The 23,211-nt window shown below is 64.5% G+C and carries 19 protein-coding genes; 15 read left to right on the forward strand and 4 right to left on the reverse strand.

The annotated features are described in order from the left end of the window. Nucleotides 1-96 precede the first annotated feature (96 nt). The 13 genes from murG (at nucleotide 97) to nrdR (ending at nucleotide 16,038) form a co-directional block, all read left to right on the forward strand. The gene (gene murG, locus HMPREF2674_RS07510; protein WP_070825323.1) at nucleotides 97-1,197 is read left to right on the forward strand and encodes an undecaprenyldiphospho-muramoylpentapeptide beta-N-acetylglucosaminyltransferase; all 1,101 of its coding nucleotides are present in this window, start codon (nucleotides 97-99) and stop codon (nucleotides 1,195-1,197) included. Continuing rightward, nucleotides 1,197-2,699 (forward strand): UDP-N-acetylmuramate--L-alanine ligase, encoded by a 1,503-nt coding sequence (murC, locus tag HMPREF2674_RS07515; protein WP_049343457.1) that lies wholly within the window; start codon nucleotides 1,197-1,199, stop codon nucleotides 2,697-2,699. The genes murG and murC overlap by 1 nt, the downstream gene beginning before the upstream one ends. Before the next feature lie 108 nt (nucleotides 2,700-2,807). Further along, nucleotides 2,808-4,250, forward strand: coding sequence for a cell division protein FtsQ/DivIB (locus tag HMPREF2674_RS07520; RefSeq protein WP_246826199.1), 1,443 nt, complete (start codon nucleotides 2,808-2,810; stop codon nucleotides 4,248-4,250). Between the two features lie 198 nt (nucleotides 4,251-4,448). Next, a complete protein-coding gene (gene ftsZ, locus HMPREF2674_RS07525) occupies nucleotides 4,449-5,630 on the forward strand; it encodes a cell division protein FtsZ (protein ID WP_049332658.1) in 1,182 nt (393 codons plus the stop codon). Between the two features lie 139 nt (nucleotides 5,631-5,769). Next, a complete protein-coding gene (locus tag HMPREF2674_RS07530) occupies nucleotides 5,770-6,621 on the forward strand; it encodes a purine nucleoside phosphorylase YfiH/LACC1 family protein (protein WP_070825339.1) in 852 nt (283 codons plus the stop codon). 20 nt (nucleotides 6,622-6,641) lie between these two features. Continuing rightward, nucleotides 6,642-7,493 carry a YggS family pyridoxal phosphate-dependent enzyme gene (locus HMPREF2674_RS07535; RefSeq protein ID WP_049332660.1) on the forward strand — a complete coding sequence of 284 codons (852 nt, stop codon included), beginning with the start codon at nucleotides 6,642-6,644 and terminating at the stop codon, nucleotides 7,491-7,493. A 225-nt stretch (nucleotides 7,494-7,718) separates the two neighbouring features. Beyond that, on the forward strand, nucleotides 7,719-8,525 hold the full coding sequence (locus tag HMPREF2674_RS09680) for a cell division protein SepF (protein ID WP_049332663.1): 807 nt from the start codon (nucleotides 7,719-7,721) through the stop codon (nucleotides 8,523-8,525). 10 nt (nucleotides 8,526-8,535) lie between these two features. Next, nucleotides 8,536-8,835 carry a YggT family protein gene (locus HMPREF2674_RS07545; RefSeq protein WP_049332665.1) on the forward strand — a complete coding sequence of 100 codons (300 nt, stop codon included), beginning with the start codon at nucleotides 8,536-8,538 and terminating at the stop codon, nucleotides 8,833-8,835. Nucleotides 8,836-9,160: 325 nt separating this feature from the next. After that, nucleotides 9,161-9,694, forward strand: a complete 534-nt coding sequence (locus HMPREF2674_RS07550) for a DivIVA domain-containing protein (protein ID WP_070825325.1) — start codon at nucleotides 9,161-9,163, stop codon at nucleotides 9,692-9,694. 264 nt (nucleotides 9,695-9,958) lie between these two features. Continuing rightward, nucleotides 9,959-10,606 carry a signal peptidase II gene (lspA, locus tag HMPREF2674_RS07555; RefSeq protein ID WP_070825326.1) on the forward strand — a complete coding sequence of 216 codons (648 nt, stop codon included), beginning with the start codon at nucleotides 9,959-9,961 and terminating at the stop codon, nucleotides 10,604-10,606. A gap of 79 nt (nucleotides 10,607-10,685) precedes the next feature. Next, a complete protein-coding gene (locus tag HMPREF2674_RS07560) occupies nucleotides 10,686-11,660 on the forward strand; it encodes an RluA family pseudouridine synthase (RefSeq protein WP_070825327.1) in 975 nt (324 codons plus the stop codon). 172 nt (nucleotides 11,661-11,832) lie between these two features. Next, the gene (dnaE, locus tag HMPREF2674_RS07565) at nucleotides 11,833-15,375 is read left to right on the forward strand and encodes a DNA polymerase III subunit alpha (protein WP_049332671.1); all 3,543 of its coding nucleotides are present in this window, start codon (nucleotides 11,833-11,835) and stop codon (nucleotides 15,373-15,375) included. A 207-nt stretch (nucleotides 15,376-15,582) separates the two neighbouring features. Beyond that, nucleotides 15,583-16,038, forward strand: coding sequence for a transcriptional regulator NrdR (gene nrdR / locus HMPREF2674_RS07570; RefSeq protein WP_049332672.1), 456 nt, complete (start codon nucleotides 15,583-15,585; stop codon nucleotides 16,036-16,038). A gap of 173 nt (nucleotides 16,039-16,211) precedes the next feature. Here nrdR and ppgK read toward each other — a convergent pair whose 3' ends face one another. Then, nucleotides 16,212-17,063, reverse strand: coding sequence for a polyphosphate--glucose phosphotransferase (ppgK, locus tag HMPREF2674_RS07575; protein WP_049332673.1), 852 nt, complete (start codon nucleotides 17,061-17,063; stop codon nucleotides 16,212-16,214). Between the two features lie 99 nt (nucleotides 17,064-17,162). After that, complete coding sequence (gene map, locus HMPREF2674_RS07580) at nucleotides 17,163-18,074, reverse strand: type I methionyl aminopeptidase (protein WP_070825328.1); 912 nt, start codon at nucleotides 18,072-18,074, stop codon at nucleotides 17,163-17,165. Between the two features lie 241 nt (nucleotides 18,075-18,315). On the opposite strand from map, the gene HMPREF2674_RS07585 reads away from it, so the two are divergent. Next, on the forward strand, nucleotides 18,316-18,567 hold the full coding sequence (locus tag HMPREF2674_RS07585) for a hypothetical protein (RefSeq protein ID WP_080974937.1): 252 nt from the start codon (nucleotides 18,316-18,318) through the stop codon (nucleotides 18,565-18,567). A 128-nt stretch (nucleotides 18,568-18,695) separates the two neighbouring features. Here HMPREF2674_RS07585 and panB read toward each other — a convergent pair whose 3' ends face one another. Together panB and HMPREF2674_RS07595 are read right to left on the reverse strand one after the other, a co-directional pair. Continuing rightward, nucleotides 18,696-19,610, reverse strand: coding sequence for a 3-methyl-2-oxobutanoate hydroxymethyltransferase (gene panB, locus HMPREF2674_RS07590; protein ID WP_070825329.1), 915 nt, complete (start codon nucleotides 19,608-19,610; stop codon nucleotides 18,696-18,698). A gap of 63 nt (nucleotides 19,611-19,673) precedes the next feature. Further along, complete coding sequence (locus tag HMPREF2674_RS07595) at nucleotides 19,674-21,491, reverse strand: geranylgeranyl pyrophosphate synthase (RefSeq protein WP_070825330.1); 1,818 nt, start codon at nucleotides 21,489-21,491, stop codon at nucleotides 19,674-19,676. 297 nt (nucleotides 21,492-21,788) lie between these two features. Between HMPREF2674_RS07595 and glnA the strand changes: the two genes are divergently transcribed. After that, nucleotides 21,789-23,129, forward strand: a complete 1,341-nt coding sequence (glnA, locus tag HMPREF2674_RS07600; RefSeq protein ID WP_049332678.1) for a type I glutamate--ammonia ligase — start codon at nucleotides 21,789-21,791, stop codon at nucleotides 23,127-23,129. Nucleotides 23,130-23,211 lie beyond the last annotated feature (82 nt).

The raw sequence follows: 23,211 nt of genomic DNA on the forward strand, positions 1-23,211 counted from the left end.
GAGCTAGAGCTCGCGGTCGGGGGCGTTCCGCCGCGCTCTGCGGTGCGGGGCGATAGCGTAAAATGATGCTGTACCGATGTATTGGGAGAGAGACCTATGACGAAGAAGGCACCCTCTATAGTCTTCGCCGGTGGTGGCACCGCCGGTCACATTAATCCGATGCTTGCGATTGCCCGCGCCGTTCGCGACCTTGAACCGAACGCCAAGATTCTGATGCTGGGCACCGCCGACAAGATGGAAGCCGATCTGGTTCCGGCGGCCGGCTTCGATATCGAGTTCATTCCCCGCGCGGCCTTCCCCCGCAGCATTAATCGCGCGGCGCTTGCCTTCCCCGCGAAGTTCCTGGGTGGCCTGTCGAAGACCCGCCGCATCCTCAAGGATGTAGATGCAGACGTGGTTGTTGGCGTGGGCGGTTACGTGTGCCCACCGGCGTACCTGTCTGCCTTCTTCTCGAAGATTCCCGTGGTCATTCACGAAGCGAACGCGAAGCCCGGCCTGGCTAACCGTCTGGGCGGCCGCTTCGCGAAGTTTACGGGTGTGGCCTTCCCCAATACACCCTTCCCGCACGCGACCCTGGTGGGCATGCCCATGAAGGATGAGATTGCCTACCTGAACCGCGACGCGCACCGTTCAAAAGCCCGCCGCAACCTGGGCCTGGACCCGAAGAAGCCCACCGTTATCGTGACCGGTGGTTCGCTGGGCGCGCTGAGCCTGAACAACGCCGTGTCGGCCTGCCGTGATCGCTTCGCAGAGTGGGACTTCCAGATTCTGCACATCACCGGTAAGGGCAAGACCGTTCTGGACGAGAACGGCGAACCCCTGAGCACCCCGAACTACCGTCAGATTGAGTTCAGCAACGGCATGCAGGACGTGTACGCCGCCGCCGATTTGCTGCTGGTGCGCGCCGGCGCGGCCACGGTGAGTGAGGTTGCCGCGGTGGGTGTGCCCGCTATTTTTGTGCCGCTCCCCATTGGTAATGGTGAGCAGGCCCTGAATGCTCGTTCCCTGGTGGAGGCCTCAGCGGCCTTGCTGGTGAAGGACGCAGAAGTCACCGGTGAGTGGTTTGCCCGTGAGATTCCGGAGCTGATGGCAAACCCCGAAGAACTGGAGCGCATGGGCGCTGCAGCCTATAAACTTGGTATCCGTGACGCGGCTCGCGTTATGGCCGAAGCAGTATTGAAGGCAGCTGAGAACTAATGACTGAACTGATGAATCTTGAGATGGTGCTGCCGGCACCCCTGAACCCGCCGTTCCCCGAGCGCCACGCGATGGACGCGCTGGGTCGCGTGCACTTCATCGGCATCGGCGGCGCGGGTATGAGCGCTATCGCCGCGCTGATGCTGCAGGCCGGCGTGACCGTGAGCGGTTCGGACCGCGCGGAATCTTCGGCCGTTGAATCGCTGCGTGCCGCCGGCGCCCACGTGAGCGTGCCCCAGTCTGCTGAAAACATCGTTGACGTCGATACCGTGGTGATTTCCACCGCGATTCGCGAGGATAACCCCGAGCTGGCCGCTGCCCGCGCGCAGGGCCTTCCGGTTCTGCACCGCTCCGAGGCGCTGGCCGCCGTGATGGGGCTTTCGCAGGTGGTGGCGGTGGCCGGTACCCACGGCAAGAGCACGACCAGCTCCATGATTTCCGTGATGTTCGATCAGCTGGGCCGCAACCCCTCCTTCGCCGTGGGCACCGTGATCGCCGGTCGCGGCACGAACGCGCACCTGGGCGCGCAGGGCCCCGACTCGATTTTTGTGGCCGAGGCCGACGAATCGGACGGCTCCTTTGTGCGTTACCGCCCGGCGATTGCCGTGGTGACGAACGTTGAGCCCGACCACCTGGACTTCTACGAGACCGACGAGCGCGTCTTTGAGGCGTTCAACCGCTTCGTGGGTTCGCTGGCCCCCGGCGGCGTGCTGGTAACCTGCGCCGATGACGCCGGTGCCGCCTCCCTGGCCGCCCGTTCCCGCGCGGCCGGCGTGCCGGTCGTGACCTACGGCGAGTCCGAGGATGCCGACCTGCGCATCCGTGAGATTACGAGCGCGGGTTCCTCCTCCTCGTCGACGGTGGAGTGGTCCTTCGAATGTCGCGGTGAGCGCTTCGAGGGCAAGCAGGAGCTGGCGCTGAAGGTTCCCGGCATCCACAATCAGCTGAACGCCGCGGCCGCCTTCATCACCGCCCTGCTGACCGGTGCTCAGGGCCCCGAAATCGCCGCCGCCCTGGGTGAGTTTGTGGGTGCTGACCGTCGCTTTACGCTGCGAGGCGAGGTCGCGGGCGTGAAGGTCTTCGACGACTACGCACACCACCCGACCGAGGTGTTCCGTGCCCTGCAGACCGGCCGCACCGTGGCCGACGGCCACAACCTGTACGTGATTTTCCAGCCGCACCTGTTCTCGCGCACCCGCGAGTTCGCGAAGGAGTTCGCGGAGTCTCTGTCGATGGCCGATCGCGCCTACGTGCTGGATATCTACCCGGCTCGCGAGCAGCCCATTGAGGGCGTGACCAGCGAGCTGATTACGGGTGCCGGCTTCTCCGAGGTGCGTTACGCGACCGCGGAGAGTGCTATCGAGGACATCGCCTCGTACGCTCAGAGTGGTGACATTGTGATGACCGTTGGCGCCGGCGATGTGACGGCTCTGGGCCCGCGCCTGCTGGAGGCCCTGCAGATTCGTCACGACGGCGACCTGACCAAGAAGTCGGAGGCTTAGGCTGTGCCGATGAGTCCCATGCCCCCGTCGGAGGGGCATTCGCGCGCGCCGAAGGCCCCGCGCTCGCGTGCTCGTCGGCGCGCCCGGGAGCTTGCGCAGGAACAGCCTGTGGCTCAGCACACGGCGGAGGCGCAGCCCACCGCTGACGCGCAGACCCCCGCGGCCGGTGTCCCCGCGGCCGGTGTCCCCGAGCAGAAGAAATCTCACGGGTCTGAGTCTCAGACCTCTTCTGGTTCTCACTCGGGCACTGCCTCCACCGTGGGTCGTCGCCCCTCGGGGGCTACGATTCGCCCCACCAGCCCGGCTCGTGCCGAGAGCGTGGCCCTTGTGGACGGCGCGATTCGTCGCGTGCCCGCGGCTACCTCCGGTTCGCAGGAGCTCTTCGACGTGGAGGCCTTCGAAGATTCTCCCAAGGAGACCGAGAAGGCATCCGGTCGGTCGGCGCAGGCTGAAAGCGCGCGGACTGAAAATGCGAAGGACGCGGCGGGGGAGAAGCCCCGCGATAAGCACGGCGAGAAGACCGAAAAGGGCGCCGACCGGGCCGAAAAGACCGGCGACGGTGATGCTTCTTCCGAGCGGAAGACTTCCGCCGACTCCCCGTCGGCGGGGGACGATTCCGCTGAGACCGAGCCCGCAGAGCCCGCCGAGCAGGCCCGCCCCGCAAGCCGCTTCGGCCGCTGGCGCGTGGAGCGAGAACGACAGCGCGCCGCCGAGATCGAGAAGGAACGCGAGCGCGAGCGCCGGGAGGCGCAGCACGAGCGCATCCTGAAGGATCCCGGCTTGGACGGCCTGCGTGCCGAGGAGCGTCCGCGCAAGGAGCGCACCCCGCTCACCCGGGCCCGCAAGCTGCTGTACACGGCGATTGCGCTGGCCCTCGTGGCGGTGCTGTACGTGGTGCTGGTCTTCTTCTCGCCCCTGCTGGCCACTCAGACCATCACGGTACGCGGTGCCTCCCTGCTGGAAACCACCCAGGTGGAGCAGAAGCTGGAGCCCCTGCGCGGGGTTCCGCTGACACGCATCGACGAGAAGCGCGTGCGCGAGCTGATTGGTCAGGACAATGTGCTTCGCAGCGTTCAGGTGGAGAGCCGCCCGCCGCACGAGCTGGTGGTGACCCTGAAGGAACGCGCCGCCATTGCAATCGTCAAGGTGGGGGAGACCTACCATACAGTGGACACCGACGGGGTGAGCCTGATGGAGTCTTCCTCCGAGCCGAGCACCTCGGTTCCCCTGGTACGATTGAATGGTGATGACCCGCAGCATTCGGATGAGTTCCGCACGATTTCGACGGCCTTGTCAGCGATGCCGGCTGAGCTTCTGGCTCAGGTAAAGGAAGCGAGCGCGACCTCAACCTCGAGTATTACCCTCACGCTGCGGGATAATACGACGGTGCAGTGGGGTACCGCCCAGGAGAGCGAGCTGAAGGCTAAGGTGCTTCTGTCGCTCCGCCAGGCGGTAGCTCAACGGGCTCAGGAAGAAGCCTCTTCAGGTGCCCAGGCGCAGAAGGTGACCGTCTATGACGTGTCGGCCCCGCGCGTACCGGTGACCCGTTAGGGGAACTACCAATGGGCGCTTTCCCTCCCCTTTTTGTGTGAATTCCGCAAAAAGAGGGGGTAATTGCGCTGTGTAGCTAGGAACCACCAAAAACAGTTTGGTATCCTAACAGATAAAGTCATTCTTTAGAGGAAACCTTTAGGCTTAGATTGAGCTGGGGGTCTTCCGAAGCTGGAACACGGAACAATCGAGGATTACATGGACGCTGGAACTCCCCAGAACTACTTGGCAGTCATCAAGGTCGTTGGTATCGGCGGCGGTGGCGTCAACGCAGTCAACCGAATGATTGAGGTTGGCCTGCGCGGCGTTGAGTTCATTGCTATTAACACTGACGCCCAGGCTCTGCTCATGTCCGATGCAGACGTCAAGCTGGACGTCGGTCGTGAGCTGACCCGCGGTCTTGGCGCGGGCGCAAACCCCGAGGTTGGCCGTCAGGCAGCCGAGGATCACTCGCAGGAAATTGAGGAAGTCCTCAAGGGCGCAGATATGGTCTTCGTGACCGCTGGTGAGGGTGGTGGCACCGGTACCGGTGGCGCACCCGTCGTGGCACGCATCGCCCGCTCCCTGGGCGCTCTGACCATCGGTGTCGTGACCCGCCCCTTCACCTTCGAGGGTCGTCGTCGCTCCAACCAGGCTGAGACCGGTATTGCCGCTCTGCGCGACGAGGTCGACACCCTGATTGTGATCCCGAACGACCGACTGCTGTCGATTTCGGACCGCAACGTGTCGATGCTGGACGCCTTCAAGTCCGCCGACCAGGTGCTGCTCTCCGGTGTTCAGGGCATTACCGACCTGATTACCACCCCGGGCCTGATTAACCTTGACTTCGCAGACGTTAAGTCCGTGATGCAGGGTGCCGGTTCGGCTCTGATGGGTATCGGCTCGGCCTCGGGTGAGGACCGCGCCGTGAAGGCAGCCGAGCTGGCTATCGCCTCCCCGCTGCTGGAAGCATCCATCGACGGTGCGCACGGCGTGCTGCTGTCGATTCAGGGTGGTTCCGACCTGGGTCTGTTCGAGATCAACGAGGCTGCACGCCTGGTTCAGGAAGTGGCTCACCCCGACGCCAACATCATCTTCGGTGCCGTCATTGATGATGCCCTGGGTGACGAGGCTCGCGTGACCGTGATTGCCGCTGGCTTTGACGCCGTGAACCCCGAGACCAACTCGAACGCTTCGGCTTCCGCTCAGCCCCAGCGTGCACAGGGCTCCTTCGGCGGCTCGAACGCTGCCGCTCCGGCTTCTAACGGCTACGGCTTCAACGCTCCCGCCGCCGCTCCGGCTTCCACCGGCGCCGCTGGCTTCGACGTTGATCTGCCCCCGGTCGTTGAGGAAGCACCGGCTCGCCGCGACACCCTGGACGTCCCCGACTTCCTGAAGTAGTCGCGCCGCGTGCGTCAGCACGCCGCCCCGTAGGGTTTTGATGGAGGGGAGCTGAGAATAGTCCAACTGTTCTCAGCTCCCCTTCGCTCTACCCGCTTTCGCTCCGAGCACCCCGTACAGCCCCGAGAAAGACATAATGATGAGCAACGCCCCTAAAACTCCGCTGCTGGCCACCGCCGACACCCGCATCCTGGGTCCCTGGCGCGTGCGGGTGGGGTTTACCTCCCGCGAGGCGGGGAACCTGGGCCTGCACGTGGACGACGAGCTGGGTGGTGGCGTGGATGCCTCCATGGTGCGCACCCTCAACCACCGTGCGGCGCTCGAGGAGGCGCTGGGTGCGGGGCCGTTCTTCTACCTGAACCAGGTGCACGGCGTTGAGGTGGCCCGCCCCGAGGACTACGCCCCGGCCTCCTACGCGCCGGGCACCCCCGCAGAACGCACCGTCGAGCGCGCCCGCGCCATCGCGAAGCTGGCCCCCGTGGCCGATGCCGCGGTGAGCGTCGAGGGTCGCCCGCTGGCGATTATGGTGGCCGATTGCATCCCCGTGGTGCTGGTCGGTTCCGTCGAGGGTGAGAAGACCGTGCCCGTTTTGGCGGTGGCTCACGCGGGCCGCCGCGGCCTGCTGGACGGGGTACTGCAGACCACCGTGGCGCGCATGCGGGAGCTGGGCGCTGCGCACATCACCGCGTGGCTGGGTCCGAGCATCTGCGGTGCCTGCTACGAGGTGCCCGAGGCGATGCGAGCCGAATCGACCGAGCTGATCCCGCAGGTTCACTCGGTGACGGGCGCGAACACCCCGGGTCTGGACCTGCCGGCCGGCGCTCGCGCGGTGCTGGAGGCCGCCGGAGTGGAGGTATCCACGGAGTGCGCCCGCTGCACGTACGAGGAACCGAGCGTGTACTCGCACCGCGGGTTTACGAATCGCGGCGAGAAGCCCGGGCGCATCGCGGGCCTGGTGTGGGTTGAGAAGCTGGCGGAACCCGCCGAATAGAGTCGCTGAAGGAGAACAAAATGTCTGAACTGAAGGGACCTGACGTGAACGTCGAAGCGCAGGATTTGAAGTACACTCCCGAGCGCGCCGAGCAGCTGCTGCAGAACTACCGCCGGGTACTCGAGCGAATTCGAGCGGCGGAGCAGGACCGCAGCGGGGTGCGCACCGAGCAGAGCGCGCCCGTGCACCTGGTGACGGTGACCAAGTTCTTCCCTGCCTCCGACGCGGCGGCCCTGCTGGACGGCGGCGTGACCCTCTTCGGCGAGAACCGCGACCAGGAGGCCAGCGCGAAGGCCCGCGAGCTGGTCGCCTACTGCGAGCAGCGTGCGGTACAACCCCCGCACTGGGCGTTTATCGGCCAGCTGCAGACCAACAAGGCGAAGTCCGTGGTGAAGTACGCCTCCAGCGTTCACTCGGTGGACCGCCCCTCCCTGGCCGATGCGCTGGCGAAGGCCTACGCGAACCAGCTGACCCGCTACGAGGCGGGGGAGGCGCCGGCCCCCGCGGCCCTGGAAAACGGCGGTCTGGACTGCCTGGTGCAGGTCTCCCTGGCCGAGGAGGCGACGGCCGGCCACGCCGCCGAGGGAGCGCGAGGCGGTACGAGCGCCTCGGAGCTTCTGGAGCTGGCCGAACGCATCGAGAACCACGCGAACCTGCGGTGCGCCGGCGTAATGGCGGTGGCACCCCTGGACGCGGACCCGGACGCCGCTTTCGAGAAGCTTTACGGACTGGCGGCCCGACTGCGCGAGCACCTGCCGCACGCGACCGAAATCTCGGCGGGCATGAGCGGCGACCTGGAGGCGGCTGTTCGCTGGGGCTCCACCTGCGTGCGCGTGGGCAGCGACATCATGGGCCGACGCCCCGCACGCTAAAGCGGCGGGCGGATATGCCGCGCTGTGAGAAGCCGGACGCTGTTCTACCGGCTGGAAGAGCCCGTACGCTGGTAATATATACATGCCGGTGCACGACGTTTTGACGTGCGACCGAACCTTCTGAACGAGGGGCCCGCCCGCGGTGCTCCTCGAGAGGCACCGCCGCAACAGGCGGCCGCCCGCGTTCAGTAGCCTGTCCCTGTACCCTAGCGAAGCGAGAGAAACATGCCGAAGCAAAGCCGCCTGGCGGGTTTCCTCGGCCTGGAGCCCTACAACGCCAAGGACTCTGACGCCCAGGACTCCAACACCGCGGATACCGCGCCCGAGGAGCCCCGCTCCCACGAGCAGTCGGGTCGCGGCGGGGAGCACCACCGCGCGGAGGCCCACCGTGTAGAGGCCCGCGCCGAAGAGCCTCGAGCCGACGACCGCGCCGCGCGAGACCGCTCGCTGGGGGAGCACACCGCATCCAAGCACGGTGCGCCCGCAGTCGCACACCCGTACACACCCGAAACCACAGACGAGGCGGAGGAACCCCGCGAGGATCGCCGAGGCGATGAGCCCCGGCACGAGCCCGCGAGCGAACCCGCAGACCATTGGGAGGACGCCCCGGTGCCGAACACCGAATACACCGAGCAGTACGCCGACACCTACTCGAACGACGGCTACTACGACCAGGGCTACGAGCCCGAAGAGACCAACGGATACACCTACGGTTACGAGGAAGAAGAGGACGAATTGCGTCGTATCACCACTATCCACCCCCGCTCCTACAATGACGCAAAGATTATCGGTGAGGCGTTCCGCGAGAACATCCCCGTGATTATGAACGTCGAGGAAATGCCGGACGCCGACGCCAAGCGCCTGGTGGACTTCGCCTCCGGTCTGGCCTTCGCGCTGGAGGGTCGCATCGAGCGCGTGACCTCGAAGGTCTTCCTGCTGACCCCCTCCAACCTCGAGGTGCTGGGCGTCGCCAACTCCGAGAACACCGCAGACTTCAACTCCGAGGGTGAATTCCCCTTCGACCAGGGCTAAGGACTGATTAATGGGTTATCTTTTCGCTCTCGTGACGATTGCGCTGTACCTGTTCTACGTCTTCATGCTGCTGCGCATGCTCTTCGACTGGGTACGCATGTTCGCACCCGGCTGGCGTCCCAAGGGGATTGCCCTGCTGTGCGCAAGCGCCGTTTACGCTGTGACGGACTGGCCCATGGAGAAGCTGCGCCGAGTGATTCCCCCGGTGCGCGTGGGCAACGTCGCGCTGGATACCGGTTTTCTGATCCTGATTGTGGTCGTCTCGATGCTGTTGGGCCCCATGATGAGCCTGACCGCCCGATTCTCCTAACGACCGGAGCCTGGATGCGCCCCGCGGAATGTTACTCAACATTCCGCGGGGCGCACACGTTTAACGGGATACACGCGCTTAACGGGCCACGGACGTGCGCAAACGCTCCGGGGGAGCGGGGGCCGGGGCCGTTGCGCCATGCGCATATTTTGTTGTCTGTACGACAGAAACCCCGGAGCCGAGGTCCAATGATAGTAAAATGGATGCCAACGACTGTCTGCGCGATGCGGCACACCGCGCCCGATGCGGGGGCCGAACGCTCCCGCCGGGTTGCCCCATCGGCGCACTCAACTTCGAACCCAACCCGTACTAGAGGAGAAGCCACATGGCCATCACCCCCGAAGACCTGATTACGAAGAGCTTTAAGATCGTGACCGAGGAGTCCGGTTACGACCGCAACGAGGTCGACGACTTCCTGGACGAGCTCGTCGTTGAGCTGCGTGCCCTGTACTCCGAGCGCGACGCCCTGGAGCGCCAGGTGGAGCAGCTCTCCGCCTCGGCTCCCGCATCCCCGGCCGCCGCCGTCTCCCAGGAGGCTCCCTCCGCCGCCGGCGCCCAGGACGCCGCAGCCCTGCTGGCCATGGCCCAGAAGGTGCACGACGACTACGTGGCCCAGGGCGAAAAGGCCAAGGCCGAGCTGTTGGACGAGGCAGAGAAGAAGGCCGACGCCCTCGTGAGCGAGGCTCGCCAGCAGCGCGAAGAGGTCCTGGCCCGCCTGACCGACGAGAAGGAAGAGCTGGAGATTGCCGTGGAGGCACTGCGCGGCTTCGAGAGCCGTTACCGCACCAAGCTGCTGGACCACCTGAACAACCAGGTGGAGGAGCTGAAGAACCTTAAGTCCATCGAGGCTTCCGCCTAAAGCACCGCGCGACCCCGCCGAGGGGCGCTACCGTCCGGATTCTTATCGGCCCGTTCTGACGGGTTCAGCCTAAGCCGCGGATAAGGAACCGGGCGGTATTTTGCGCTCTCGGGAGGGCTCGGAAACCCCGTGGACCCCGTTCGCGAGGCGACGAGCGGGGCACGAGAATTTCCCCTCATTTGCTAAGCTAGAGGGGCACCGTAGCACGTCGTCGCGGGACCGCCCCGCTACCGTCGCCACTATTCACACGACCCGAGGAGAGCCTTGCCCACCACCCCGAATCACGCTGAATCCTCGGCCCCCGTACGCACCGCGGAAACCGCTACCGAGAGCACCGGCCGCGCATCGCGCATCCTGAGCGGACGCACCGCCTGGTTGAGCGCCCTGGTGCTCGCCGCCGTCGTGTTCGCCATCGACCAGGGCACCAAGTACCTGGTCGTTACCCAGATGCAGCTGGGGGAGCGCATCACCGTGATCGACGGGCTGCTGTGGTGGTACTCGATTCGCAACTCGGGGGCCGCGTTCAGCATGGGCGAGAACGTGACCTGGATTTTTACCCTCGTCATGGTGGCCGCCGCGATTGTGGTGCTCTACCTGTTGCGGCGCACGCGCTCACTGTCCTGGACCCTCGCGTTGGGCGGGCTGCTCGGCGGCATCTGCGGCAACCTCTTTGACCGCCTCTTCCGCGAGCCCGGCTTCGGTTCCGGGCACGTGGTTGACTTCATCTCGGTACCGAACTTCGCCATCTTCAACGTTGCGGACTCGGCGATTTGCGTGTGCATGGCGCTCGTCGTGCTCCTAAACTTCATGGGCCTGAACCTCAACGGCACGAAGGCTCCGCAGGAGAGCGCCTCGAAGAAGGCTAAGACCCTAAAGAGCGCGGAAGCCGACGGCGAGAACACCGACGCCTAACGGTACGTCACGACGTACAGCACAGACCGCCAACCCACAGCATAAACCACAGCACAGACCGCAGCGCGAGGAGAGAATCATGAGCGAGGAAACCACCGCGGAGCGCATCAGCGCCGAATTCACCGTTGAGGACGCCCTGGCCGGCATGCGCCTGGACGCTGCCCTCGCCGGAGCCCTCGATGCGCCCCGCACCCGCACCTCCGGGTGGATTCGCGACGGGCACGTGAGCATCACCAACGGTGGGCGTGCCGTGAAGGTCGGCAAATCCTACAAGCTCTCCGCCGGAGATTTGGTCGTCGTGGACGCCCCCGCGCCGCGCGATCTGGCGGACATCCGCCCCGAGAAGGTGGACGGCTTCGGCATCGTGTACCTGGACGACGATATCGTCGTGGTGGATAAGCCCGCCGGCGTGGCGGCGCACCCCTCACCCGGCTGGCACGGCCCCACCGTGATTTCCGCGCTGATGGGGGAGGGCGTCTCCGTGGCTACCTCTGGCGCGGCCGAACGCCAGGGCATCGTGCACCGCCTGGACGTGGGCACGAGCGGCCTGATGGTCGTGGCCCGCAGCGAGCGCGCCTACACTGAGCTCAAGCGCGCCTTCAAGGAACGCACGGTCGACAAGATTTACCACACGCTGGTGCAGGGCCTGCCCGATCCGCTGCGCGGCACGATTGACGCGCCGATTGGCCGTCACCCCGGCAACGAATGGAAGTTCGCGGTGGTTGAGGGCGGCCGTAACTCCATCACCCACTACGACGTCATCGAGGCCTTCGGCCCGGCCTCCCTCGTGGAGGTGCACCTGGAGACCGGACGAACCCACCAGATTCGCGTGCACTTCTCGGCGATGCGTCACCCCTGCTGCGGCGACCTGACCTACGGCGCCGACCCGCGCTTCAGCGCCGAGCTGGGCCTGACCCGCCAGTGGTTGCACGCCCACCGCCTCAGCTTCGACCACCCTGCCACCGGTGAGCGCATGAGCTTCACCAGCGAGTACCCGCTGGATTTGGCCTACGCGCTTGACGCCCTGCGCGAGGGCCGCGTGCAGCTCGGGTAGGTACCGCATACCTAGCTCAGTTAAGAGAGCCGTCCGGGCCCCGGTACCGCACGGCTCACCCCGGGGCCGCACGGCTTACCCCGGGGCCGCACGGCTTACCCCGGGACCGCCCCGCCCCGCCGACCGTCAAACGAATCGGTCGGAACACCCCCCACACCTTCAGGAGATATCCGTGGCAACCAAAGACTTTGCGCACCTGCACGTGCACACCGAGTACTCCATGCTGGACGGTGCCGCGCGCCTGGGCGACCTCTTCAGCTACGCCAAGGAGCTGGGCATGAGTTCCATGGCTACCAGCGACCACGGCTTCCTCTTCGGCGCCTTCGACTTCTGGCGCCAGGCCAAGGCCCACGACATTAAGCCCATCATCGGCGTGGAGGCGTACCTGACCCCCGGCACGCACCGCACCGACCGCTCCCGCGTGCGCTGGGGCGATGGCTCGCGCGATGACGTGTCCGGCGGTGGCGCCTACACCCACATGACCATGTGGGCTGAAACCACCGAGGGCATGCACAATCTGTTCCGTGCCTCCTCCCTCGCCTCGCTCGAGGGGCAGCTGTACAAGCCGCGCATGGACCGCGAGGTGCTGCAGACCTACTCGAAGGGACTGATTGCAACCACCGGCTGCCCCTCCGGCGAGATTCAGACCCGCCTGCGCCTGGGCCAGTTCGATGAGGCGCTGCAGGCCGCCAGCGACTTCCGCGATATCTTCGGCAAGGACAACTTCTACTGCGAGGTCATGGACCACGGCCTCGACATTGAACGCAACGTGCAGGAGGATTTGCACCGCCTGGCCAAGCAGCTGAACCTGCCTTACGTGGCCACCAACGACCTGCACTACACCCGGCAGGAAGACCACACCGCCCACGCGGCGCTGCTGTGCGTGCAGTCCGGATCGACCCTGACCGACCCCAAGCGCTTCAAGTTCGACGCGGATAACTTCTACCTGCGCTCGCCCGAGGAAATGTACTCCATTTTTGGTGACATTCCCGGCGCCTGCGAGAACACCCTCGAAATTGCCGAGCGCTGCAACGTGGAGTTCAACACCAAGGCAAACTACATGCCGAACTTCCCCGTGCCCGAGGGCGAGAACGAGGAATCCTGGTTCGTGAAGGAGGTCGAGAAGGGCCTGCACTACCGATTCCCGCAGGGTATTCCCGATAGGGTGCGCAAGCAGGCCGAGTACGAGGTGGGGGTCATTACCTCCATGGGCTTCCCCGGCTACTTCCTGGTCGTGGCGGACTTCATCAACTGGGCCAAGCGCAACGGTATTCGCGTGGGCCCTGGCCGTGGTTCGGGTGCGGGCTCGATGGTGGCGTACGCGATGCGCATCACCGAGCTGAACCCGCTCGACCACGACCTGATTTTCGAGCGATTCCTTAACCCCGACCGCGTCTCCATGCCCGACTTCGATGTGGACTTCGACGATCGTCGCCGCGGCGAGGTCATCGACTACGTGACCGATAAATACGGCGAGGACAAGGTCGCGCAGATCGTCACCTTCGGCACCATTAAGGCGAAGCAGGCGCTCAAGGACGCCTCCCGCGTGATGGACCAGCCGTACTCGGTGGGCGAGCGCCTGACCAAGGCGATGCCGCCGGACGTCATGGGTAAGAACATCGCCCTGGCGAACGTGTACAACGAAGAGGATAAGCGCTACGCCGAGGCCGCCGACCTACGCGCCCTCATCGAGGATCCGGTCGATAAGGTTTACGGCCAGGTGTTCGAAACCGCGAAGGGCTTGGAGGGCCTGAAGCGTCAGTGGGGCGTGCACGCCGCGGGCGTGATTATGTCCAGCAAGAACCTGGTGGACGTGATTCCCGTGATGCGCCGCGAGGCTGACGGCCAGGTCATCACCCAGTTCGATTACCCCACCTGCGAGGGCCTGGGCCTGATCAAGATGGACTTCCTGGGTCTGCGTAACCTGACGATTATTTCCGATGCCATCGAGAACATTAAGAACAACCGAGGCATCGACCTGGAGCTGGAGTCCCTCTCGCTGGACGATCCGGAATCCTACCGTCTGCTGGCCCGAGGCGACACCCTCGGCGTGTTCCAGCTCGACGGCGGCCCCATGCGCGCGCTGCTCAAGCTCATGGAGCCCGAGGAATTCGAGCACATTTCGGCAGTGCTCGCGCTCTACCGACCCGGCCCGATGGGTGCGAACTCGCACACCAACTACGCGCTGCGTAAGAACGGCAAGCAAGAGATCGAGCCGATTCACCCCGAGCTGGCCGAGCCGCTCAAGGACATCCTCGACACCACCTACGGCCTGATCGTGTATCAGGAGCAGGTGATGGCGATTGCCCAGAAGGTCGCGAACTACACGCTCGGTGAGGCAGACCTGCTGCGCCGTGCGATGGGTAAGAAGAAGAAGGCGGAGCTGGATAAGCAGTACGCCACCTTCCACGACGGCATGATTTCTAACGGCTACTCCGAGGGCGCCGTGAAGGCCCTCTGGGATATTCTGCTGCCCTTCTCGGACTACGCGTTCAACAAGGCGCACACCGCCGCATACGGCCTGGTGTCTTACTGGACGGCCTACCTGAAGGCGCACTACCCGCAGGAGTACATGGCCGCGCTGCTGACCAGCGTGGGCGATAACAAGGACAAGCTCGCGCTGTACCTGAACGAGTGCCGCGCCATGGGCATCACCGTGCTCGCCCCGGACGTCAACGAATCCGCCCTGACCTTCACCCCCGTGGGTGAGGATATCCGCTTCGGCATGGGCGCAATCCGCAACGTGGGCGCGAACGTGGTCGAGGGCATGGTCGCCGCCCGCGAGGAGAAGGGCCGCTACGAGTCCTTCAACGACTTCCTGAAGAAGGTGCCGCTACAGGTGTGCAACAAGCGCACCATCGAATCGCTCATCAAGGCGGGTGCCTTCGACGACCTGGGCCACACCCGCCGCTCGCTGTCCCTCATCCACGAGGCGGCGGTGGATGCGGCCGTGGCCGTCAAGCGTAAGGAGGCGGCGGGCCAGTTCGACCTCTTCGGCTCCCTCGGCATGGACGACGCCCTGGGCGACGAGCTGACCGTGACCATCCCGGACGTGCCCGAATGGGATCGCCGCGAGAAGCTGAACTTCGAACGCGATATGCTGGGCCTGTACGTTTCGGACCACCCGCTGCGCGGCCTGGAGCGCGCCCTCTCGGATGCCGCCTCGCACTCGGTGCACGACATCATCAGCGAGGACTCGCACGTGCGCGACGGCGAAACCGTCACGATTGCCGGCATGCTCACCGGCGTTTCGCGCCGCATCGCCAAGTCCAGCGGTAACCAGTACGCCTCGGTGGAGCTGGAGGACCCCTCGGGCGCGACCATCACGGTCATGTTCTTCTCCCGCGCCTACGAGACGATGGGGGCCGCCCTGGCGGACGACCTCATCTGCTCGATTCGTGGCCGCGTGCAGCGCCGCGACGACGGCAGCGTGAACATGAGCGCCCAGGAACTGCAGATCCTGGAAATCAGCGATGACGGCCGCGCCGCACCCATCACGATTGCGGTGCCCGAGTACCTGGTGACCGAGGCGAAGCTGCGCGAGCTGAAGGAGACTCTGCGCGACCACAAGGGTACTGCGGACGTGCGCATGCTCATCCGTACCCGCGATAAGGAACAGCTGGTGCTGCTGGATTCGAGCGTGCGTGTGGAGCCGAACCCGAGCCTCTTCGGCGAAATCAAGACGATTTTCGGCCCGAGCTGTATTCGTCGCTAAAAGAAGAAGACCTCCGCGAGGGGCGGGCAACGCTCAGGGTGGATTCCGAACGTTCTTAAACGTTGGAGTCCACCCTGAGCGTATATTTGCGTATATTCAACGTCACTATTCGGCTCAACCGCCGTCTATCGCGTTAGAATGGGTATAAATATTCTTGAGCGCTGTATATACGGGCGCCACACCGAGCGCCCAGCCAAGGAGAAACGCATGTACTGCCCCTATTGCAAGCACACCGATTCGCGCGTTGTCGACTCCCGCACCACCGATGACGGCGCCGCCATTCGCCGCCGCCGTCAGTGCACCTCCTGCGCTCGCCGCTTTACCACGGTCGAAACCACCACCATTTCGGTGATTAAGCGTTCGGGCGTGACCGAGCCCTTCGACCGCTCCAAGATTGCCGCCGGCGTGCGCAAGGCCTGCCAGGGCCGCCCCGTGGGGGAGGACGACCTCGCCAAGCTGGCCCAGGAGGTCGAGGAGCTGATTCGTGCCCGCGGCCTAGCGGAAATTAACGCTCACGAGGTGGGCCTGACCATTCTGGAGCCGCTGTCGAAGCTGGACGCGGTCGCCTACCTGCGTTTCGCGAGCGTGTACCAGGCCTTCGAGAACCTTGAGGACTTTGAAGAGGCAATTGCCCGTCTGCGTGAGGACCGCATTAACCCGTAGCGCAGAGTAGCGCCGAGACTTCAAGAGACGCAACAGAAGGGGCCGCCTTCCGAATGATTCGGAAGGCGGCCCCTTCTGTACGTATGTGAAGCGCTATCCGAGGCGGATGGCAGGAAGCAAACTCTTATGCTTCGCCGCGGCGCTGACGCGGCCGCGGGTGGGTTGAGGAGACCTTACGCCTCGCCGCGGCGCTTACGCTCGGGCAGCATACCGCCGGCCCACAGCGCGGCACCCACAATACCCGCGTTGTTACGCAGGGCAGCCATGACCATGGGGGTACGAATCTGATCCTCAAAGTAGGGCATGAACTTCTCCGGGTTCTTGGAGATGCCGCCGCCAATGATGAACAGGTCGGGGGAGAAGAGCATCTGAACGTGCTCGAAGTAGCGGTACAGGCGCTTGCCGTACTTCTTCCAGGACAGTTCGTGCACCTCGCGGGCGCGGGCAGAAGCCTGAGACTCGGCGTTGTGGCCGTCAATCTCCAGGTGACCCAGCTCGGTGTTGGGGATCAGCACGCCGTCGTTGATGAGGGCGGAGCCGATGCCGGTACCCAGGGTGATGACAGCGATCAGGCCGTCACGGTTACGGCCCTGACCGTAGGTTGCCTCAGCCAGACCGGCTGCGTCAGCGTCGTTGAGGCCGTAGACGGTGCGGCCGCCCAGCGCCTCGCTCATGACCTGCTCCAGGTCGGTGTTAATCCAGGAGTCGTCCACGTTCGCTGCGGAGAAAACCATGCCGTTCTTCACCACTGCGGGGAAGTCGATGCCGACGGCCGACTCGGGATCCGGTGCCAGGTCGCGGCTCTGCAGCTCATCGACTACGCGGCGTACGACCTCAGCCACAGCCTCGGGGGTTGCGGGCTTGGGGGTGTCGATGCGGAAGCGGTCGGACACGAGGTCGCCGGTGCGCAGGTCAACGATGCCGCCCTTAATGCCGGTGCCTCCAATGTCCACACCAATCTGCAGGTCCTTGGGGGTGGGGGCGGGCAGCTCGGTGATGACGCCGGGCTCGGCGTAGTTAGCCATGATTTCCCTTTCTGTCCTCCGCGCTCGCGGAGGCACGTGTCTGTGATAACGAGTGATAATGAATCGATTCGGCGCGTTCGCCGAAAGAACTGGGCTGACCTAGGGGAGGGTCAGGATATCCGCGCCGTCGGCGGTCACCACGAGGGTGTGCTCAAACTGGGCGGTGCGCTTGCGGTCGCGGGTGACGACGGTCCAGTCGTCATCCCACAGATCCCACTGGATGGTGCCGAGGGTGAGCATGGGCTCGATCGTGAAAATCATGCCCTCGCGAATCTCGGTGTCGTAGGCGGGGGCCGCATCGTAGTGGGGGATGATGAGGCCCGAGTGGAACTCACGACCCACGCCGTGACCGGTGTAGTCGCGGACAACACCGTAACCGAAGCGGGCGGCGTACTTCTCGATGACGCGGCCGATGACGTTCACCTGGCGGCCGGGCTTCACAGCCTTAATCGCGCGGTTGAGAGCCTCCTCGGTGCGCTCGACCAGCAGTCGGGACTCCTCGTCCACGTTGCCGATGAGCAGGGTCTTGTTGGTATCGCCGTGCATGCCGTCCAGGTACGCGGTCACATCCAGGTTGAGGATATCGCCGTCCTCCAACACCGTGGTGTCCGGAATACCGTGGCAGATGACCTCGTTCAGGGAGGTGCACACGGACTTGGGGTAGCCGCGGTAATCCACGGTCGAGGGGTAGGCGCCGTGATCGCAGATGTACTCGTGGACCAGCACGTCAATCTCGTCGGTGGTGGTGCCGGGCACGCAAATCTTGGATGCTTCAACGATGGCGCCGGCGGCAATCTTGCCGGCGGCGCGGACCCGCTCAACTTCCTCGGGGGTGTACATGTTCGAGTCGTTACCCTCGTTGGCGGTGGGCTTACCCACGTACTCGGGGCGAACAATGTGCGAGGGGACCGGGCGCATCGGGCTGACGCGTCCGGGGGTCAGGCAACCGACGGGTGCGTGACCGGGTTCGGCGGGCAGGTTGTGCGAAGTATTCGTTTTGGTTGAAGACATAGCTTCATCTTACCGGGCTTAGGGGGTATCTGTCCGGTGCGGGGACGCGGAAAATCGGGCGAACCGAAACCCGTACCTTTTTCCCAGATTGTGAATAAAATTTCACGGCTGTAGGCGCCGGGACAGGGAACTCGGGAGAGGCCATGGAAGCGCGGTGCGTGAGGCCGCCCCTGCTTCGTTGCTACACGCGTACGTGTGTGAGATGCTAGACATACTGACTCAATACCGTCGAAGGAGCACCATGAGCAAGAACCACCTGGGCGAAGCCATCGAATCGGCAGTCGAAAAGACCCTGAACGCCGCCACCGAAGCTACCAGCCCCCGGGGCGAAGAGTACTGGTACAACCTCGCCACCGGTGAGGTTGAGCGCGGCCAGCAGAGCGCCGTGACCTCCCTCTGGGGCCCCTTCAAAACCTACGAGGAGGCGGCACACGCCATGGACCGCGCCCGCGAACGCAACGAGGCGTGGGACAAGGACGGCGGCCTGCTCTAAAACGCAGCTCCACCCCTCAAGCGCTCGGGTTCTTGAACGTCCCGAGTACTTGCACCTAGCAGAAGACCCCCGCACCCTGAAATACCGGGTACGGGGGTCTTTCTTCTAAAGCTTTCTAAACCTCAAGCCTACTCAAAGGTGTGCTCGGCCGCCGGGAACTCGCCCGAACGCACCTGATCGCGGTAGGCGCGGGCGGCCTCCTCCATGACCTTGCCGATCTGCGCGAACTGCTTCACGAAGCGCGGCACGCGGCCCTCGCGCAGGCCCATCATGTCCTGCCAGACCAGCACCTGACCGGTCGTCACGTTCGACGCACCGATGCCGATAGTCGGCACCGCGCCCACGGCCTCATCCACGCGGCGCGCAACCTCCGCGGTCACCATCTCCATGAGCACGCAGAACGCGCCGGCCTCAGCCAGAGCAACGGCATCCGCAAGGACGCGCTCGGCGGCCTCGCCGCGACCCTGCACGCGGAAGCCGCCCAGGGCGTGCTCCGACTGCGGGGTGAAACCAACATGCGCCACCACCGGAATACCGGTACGCACCAGGGCGCGAACCCACTCGGTCATCGAGGCATCCGCCTCAATCTTGACCGCGTGCGCGCCGCCCTCCTTCATGAGGCGAACCGCGCTCGCCACGGCCTGCTGCGGCGACTGCTCGTAGGAGCCAAACGGCAGGTCGGCAACCACCATGGCGCGGGAGGCACCGCGAGAAACCGCTGCGACCAGCGGAATCATTTCGTCCAGGGTAATGGTCAGGGTCGATTCGTAACCGAGCACCACGTTCGCCGCGGAATCGCCCACCAGAAGCATCTCGATGCCGGCGCGGTCAAAGACCTGCGCGGTCAGAGCGTCGTAACAAGTCAGCATGGAGAATTTCTGCCCGGTCGCCTTCGCCTGCGCCAGGTGCACGGTGCGCACCTTCTTGACGGCATCGAGGTCAAAAGGCTTCTGCGCGCCGGAAGCAGCAGGGGCGGATGCGGAGGTAACGGCAGGCTGTGCCGCATAGGGCGAAGAAATCTCGGAAGAACGCTCAGTAGTCATGCTGACTATTCTAACCCTGCGCGGCCTCAACCTAGCGTACCGCTCACCGTGCAGGAACCACGCCTAGTTCCAGATGAGGTTGATGTAGTAGGTCGGGAACGACGCATTCGTGTTCTTGCGCAGAAGCTCCGCAATGGCGAGGGCGGCCTCCTCAAACTCGCGCGGCAAATCGCGCTGAAGGAGCGCCTGCTGCACCATGGCATCCCAGTAGACCTGCATGACCGAGTAGTTGCAGACCTCCTGCACCACGTCCGCGGCGTACGATTCCCACGCCTTCAACGCTTCATCCTCCGGACCGAAGAACCCCTCGTAGCCCTGAGAGAGGCCCTTATCGCAGGCGCTCACCGCGTTCTTCGAGTACTGCAGCCAGTAGCTGCGGCTCAGCTCATCCGAACTGTTGAACGTAAATGCCTCATAGTCTGCCTTCAGCAGGGCGTAAGATGCCTGAATCGAACCGGCCAGCGGGGCGTGCGAGGAGAAGACAATAACGTCCAGAAGGGCGGCGATGTACTCCATCTGCGCCTTCTCGTGGGCCATGCCGGAGGGCCGCACCGACTGCGCGTAAAGCTGCACGAGGGCGTCCACGGAATTCACGAAGCGCTGAACGTCGGCCGTAGCCTTCACCATCAGATTCAGTAGGCGCTGAACACGCTGGTAGTCTTCGGCTACCTGCGAGAACAGACCGTAGGGCAGCACGCCTCGCTCCGAGGCCACCGCCGCCAGCACCTGGGCCGTCAAGCGCTGACTCTCCGCTTCAGCCCTCGCCACGCTCAGCAGTAGGGCACCACAATAGGCCAAAGCACGGCGATCCACGAGCTGGGGCTGCTGCTGATGCAGCGGCAGAAGGCGCTCGTGAATCTGCCGGAAAATCGCGCTCTGCGCCAGGGCCTTCTGGCCCAGCTCCCCGGCCTTCAGGCGCACGGTATTCGCCGAGAAATCGCGCGGGGTAAAACGGCGGGCGTCCTCGGCGGCAAAGGGCGAATAGGGGCGGCCCATCAGCGGCTGCAGCAGCGACATCGTGGTAAACAGCGAGAAACGGGCCGATACCGGGTACAGAGAATCTGGGTAGCTCGGCGCATCCACCGCGTTCACTCGCTCCGTGCACAGCGTCAGCCAGGTCTGCTCCACCGACTTCGGCGAATAGGCAGGTGTGCCGATGCCAAGGATGCTCTCACCAAAGGCCTCCGAGGGAATCTTGCCGGGGTTCATCTGGCGCAGCTGCATCTGCGCCAGCGCCAGCTCCACCGTGTAGTTCGTGCGGCGCTTCTTGCCCGCCTCATCAAGATTCTGGAAAGGACGCACCGCCGCAATCTTCTGGGCGCGCGCCTGAGTATGCAGCTCCTTGTTCATCGCGAATTGCTGCGGGTTGCGCTGAATCATATTCGACACCGCGTAGGCGCTTTTCCCGTTCAGCTTCTCACGGCGCTGAGCACCCTCGGCCGAGAGCGCGTCGTACTTGCCGCGCGTCGCCTGCACGTAGCAGGAGCGAATCAGCTGAAGGGGCAGGAAGAAGAACGCAAACTTCCACGACCAGGTGAAGAGAACAATGGGGATCACGGCGCTTGACCCGACGCGACCCGTGTAACCGAGCCAATAGAGCTCCACGGCCGCACCAATCAGCGCGAACAGCGCCACGGTACGAGTCTTAAACGCGATGCGGGAGGGCCGATCCAGCAGGTAGGTCGTGCCGCCAGACTTGTTGTTCCTCATGACCAGCGGGCCAAACGCGGCAATCACCATGAGGCAGGCCAGGTAGATGACGAAGAAAACAATCGGTGCCGCGACCAGCAACAGCCACTCTAAACCGGTGGGATCGGCACCCACGATGCCGGCCGCCAGCGGAATCTGCGCGACTGAAGAGAGAGGAAGGGAATGTAGCATACGTCCATTATGGCAAGGGGAACGTGGGGGCACCGAGCGGACGGTCATTTGCCGGTATTTCGGACGAGCCCCGAAGGGGAAAACCGGAAGAGACGGGCCGAACGGGGGAGGGGAGCGCACGAGGCACCGGGCCTTGACTGGAGAGCCCCGCTACGAGAATTTACACAAACGAAACCTCGCGCCCGCCCCTTACGCCGCCGAACCCGATAGGCTAGAGAGACAAGGAACAGACACCCGGTGCTCGCGCCCCGCAAGGATGCACCCCGACGCACCGGCACCCCAAGCGAGAGGCCACCCATGGACCGCCAACAGGAATTCGTACTGCGCACCATCGAAGAACGCGACATCCGCTTTATCCGCCTCTGGTTCACCGACGTGGTGGGAACCCTTAAATCCGTCGCGCTCGCACCCGCCGAGGTTGAAAGCGCATTCGACGAGGGCCTGGGCTTTGACGGCTCCTCCATCGAGGGTTTCTCCCGCGTCTACGAATCCGACATGCTACTGCAGCCCGATCCCTCCACCTTCCAGATTCTGCCCTGGCGTGGTGAGGAAGACATCACCTCCCGCATGTTCTGCGATGTGCTCACCCCCGACGGCGAAGTCAGCGCCTCTGACACTCGCGGTGTGCTCAAGCGCGTGCTCAACAAGGCCGCCGAGATGGGCTTCACCTGCTACACCTCGCCCGAAATCGAGTTCTACCTGCTGGAGTCCTCCAAGCTCGGCGCCGACGGCTTCCCCGTGCCCGTGGACCACGAATCCTACTTCGACCACACCCCCGGCGGCATCGTGCAGGAATTCCGCCGCAAGGCCGTGACCATGCTCGAAGAGGTCGGCATCTCCGTGGAATTCAGCCACCACGAAACCGGCCCCGGCCAGAACGAAATCGACCTGCGCCACGCCGACGCCCTGCAGACCGCGGACAACGTCATGACCTTCCGCACCGTCGTCAAGGAGGTCGCCTACTCGCAGGGCATGTACGCCACCTTCATGCCCAAGCCCTTCACCAAGTACGCCGGCAGCGGCATGCACACCCACTTCTCCCTCTTCGAGGGCGACACCAACGCCTTCTTCGAGGCTGGCGCCGAGTACCAGCTGTCCAAGACCGCGCGCCACTTTATCGCGGGCATCCTCAAGCACGCCCCCGAGTTCACCTCGGTGACCAACCAGTTCATCAACTCCTACAAGCGCCTCTGGGGCGGCGGCGAGGCACCCTCCTACGTCTCCTGGGGCCACAACAACCGCTCCGCCCTCGTGCGCGTGCCCCTGTACAAGCCGAACAAGATGCAGTCCGCCCGCATCGAGTACCGCGGTCTCGATTCGGCCTCCAACCCCTACCTGGCCTACGCCGTGATCCTGGCTGCCGGTCTGAAGGGTATCGAAAACGAGTACCCGCTCATGCCCGCCGTGACCGAGGACCTCGCCGCGATGACCAACGCCGAGCGTCGCGCGATGGGCTACAACCCGCTGCCCGCATCCCTGCGCGAGGCCATTAACATCACCGAGGAATCCGAATTCATGGCGGAGGTCCTGGGCGAGCAGGTCTTCGACCACTTCCTGCGCAATAAGCGCGCCGACTGGGATCTGTACCAGGCGCAGGTGACCCCCTACGAGCTCAAGTACAACCTCGGAATCCTCTAAATTGAGTGACTGCTGACGGATCAGGGCGGTACCCGCTACCGGTGACGTACCGGCGGGTACCGCCCGCAGGCCTATCAGCTGC

Source organism: Rothia sp. HMSC062F03, from assembly GCF_001836905.1.
GTDB classification, from domain to species: Bacteria; Actinomycetota; Actinomycetes; order Actinomycetales; family Micrococcaceae; genus Rothia; species Rothia mucilaginosa_A.

Coding starts and splice junctions, on each gene's coding strand:
- murG (WP_070825323.1), top strand. CDS start 97: ATGACGAAGAAGGCACCCTCTATAGTCTTCGCCGGTGGTGGCACCGCC.
- murC (WP_049343457.1), top strand. CDS start 1,197: ATGACTGAACTGATGAATCTTGAGATGGTGCTGCCGGCACCCCTGAAC.
- ftsZ (WP_049332658.1), top strand. CDS start 4,449: ATGGACGCTGGAACTCCCCAGAACTACTTGGCAGTCATCAAGGTCGTT.
- HMPREF2674_RS07530 (WP_070825339.1), top strand. CDS start 5,770: ATGAGCAACGCCCCTAAAACTCCGCTGCTGGCCACCGCCGACACCCGC.
- HMPREF2674_RS07535 (WP_049332660.1), top strand. CDS start 6,642: ATGTCTGAACTGAAGGGACCTGACGTGAACGTCGAAGCGCAGGATTTG.
- HMPREF2674_RS09680 (WP_049332663.1), top strand. CDS start 7,719: ATGCCGAAGCAAAGCCGCCTGGCGGGTTTCCTCGGCCTGGAGCCCTAC.
- HMPREF2674_RS07545 (WP_049332665.1), top strand. CDS start 8,536: ATGGGTTATCTTTTCGCTCTCGTGACGATTGCGCTGTACCTGTTCTAC.
- HMPREF2674_RS07550 (WP_070825325.1), top strand. CDS start 9,161: ATGGCCATCACCCCCGAAGACCTGATTACGAAGAGCTTTAAGATCGTG.
- HMPREF2674_RS07560 (WP_070825327.1), top strand. CDS start 10,686: ATGAGCGAGGAAACCACCGCGGAGCGCATCAGCGCCGAATTCACCGTT.
- nrdR (WP_049332672.1), top strand. CDS start 15,583: ATGTACTGCCCCTATTGCAAGCACACCGATTCGCGCGTTGTCGACTCC.
- ppgK (WP_049332673.1), bottom strand. CDS start 17,063: ATGGCTAACTACGCCGAGCCCGGCGTCATCACCGAGCTGCCCGCCCCC.
- map (WP_070825328.1), bottom strand. CDS start 18,074: ATGTCTTCAACCAAAACGAATACTTCGCACAACCTGCCCGCCGAACCC.
- HMPREF2674_RS07585 (WP_080974937.1), top strand. CDS start 18,316: ATGAGCAAGAACCACCTGGGCGAAGCCATCGAATCGGCAGTCGAAAAG.
- panB (WP_070825329.1), bottom strand. CDS start 19,610: ATGACTACTGAGCGTTCTTCCGAGATTTCTTCGCCCTATGCGGCACAG.
- HMPREF2674_RS07595 (WP_070825330.1), bottom strand. CDS start 21,491: ATGCTACATTCCCTTCCTCTCTCTTCAGTCGCGCAGATTCCGCTGGCG.
- glnA (WP_049332678.1), top strand. CDS start 21,789: ATGGACCGCCAACAGGAATTCGTACTGCGCACCATCGAAGAACGCGAC.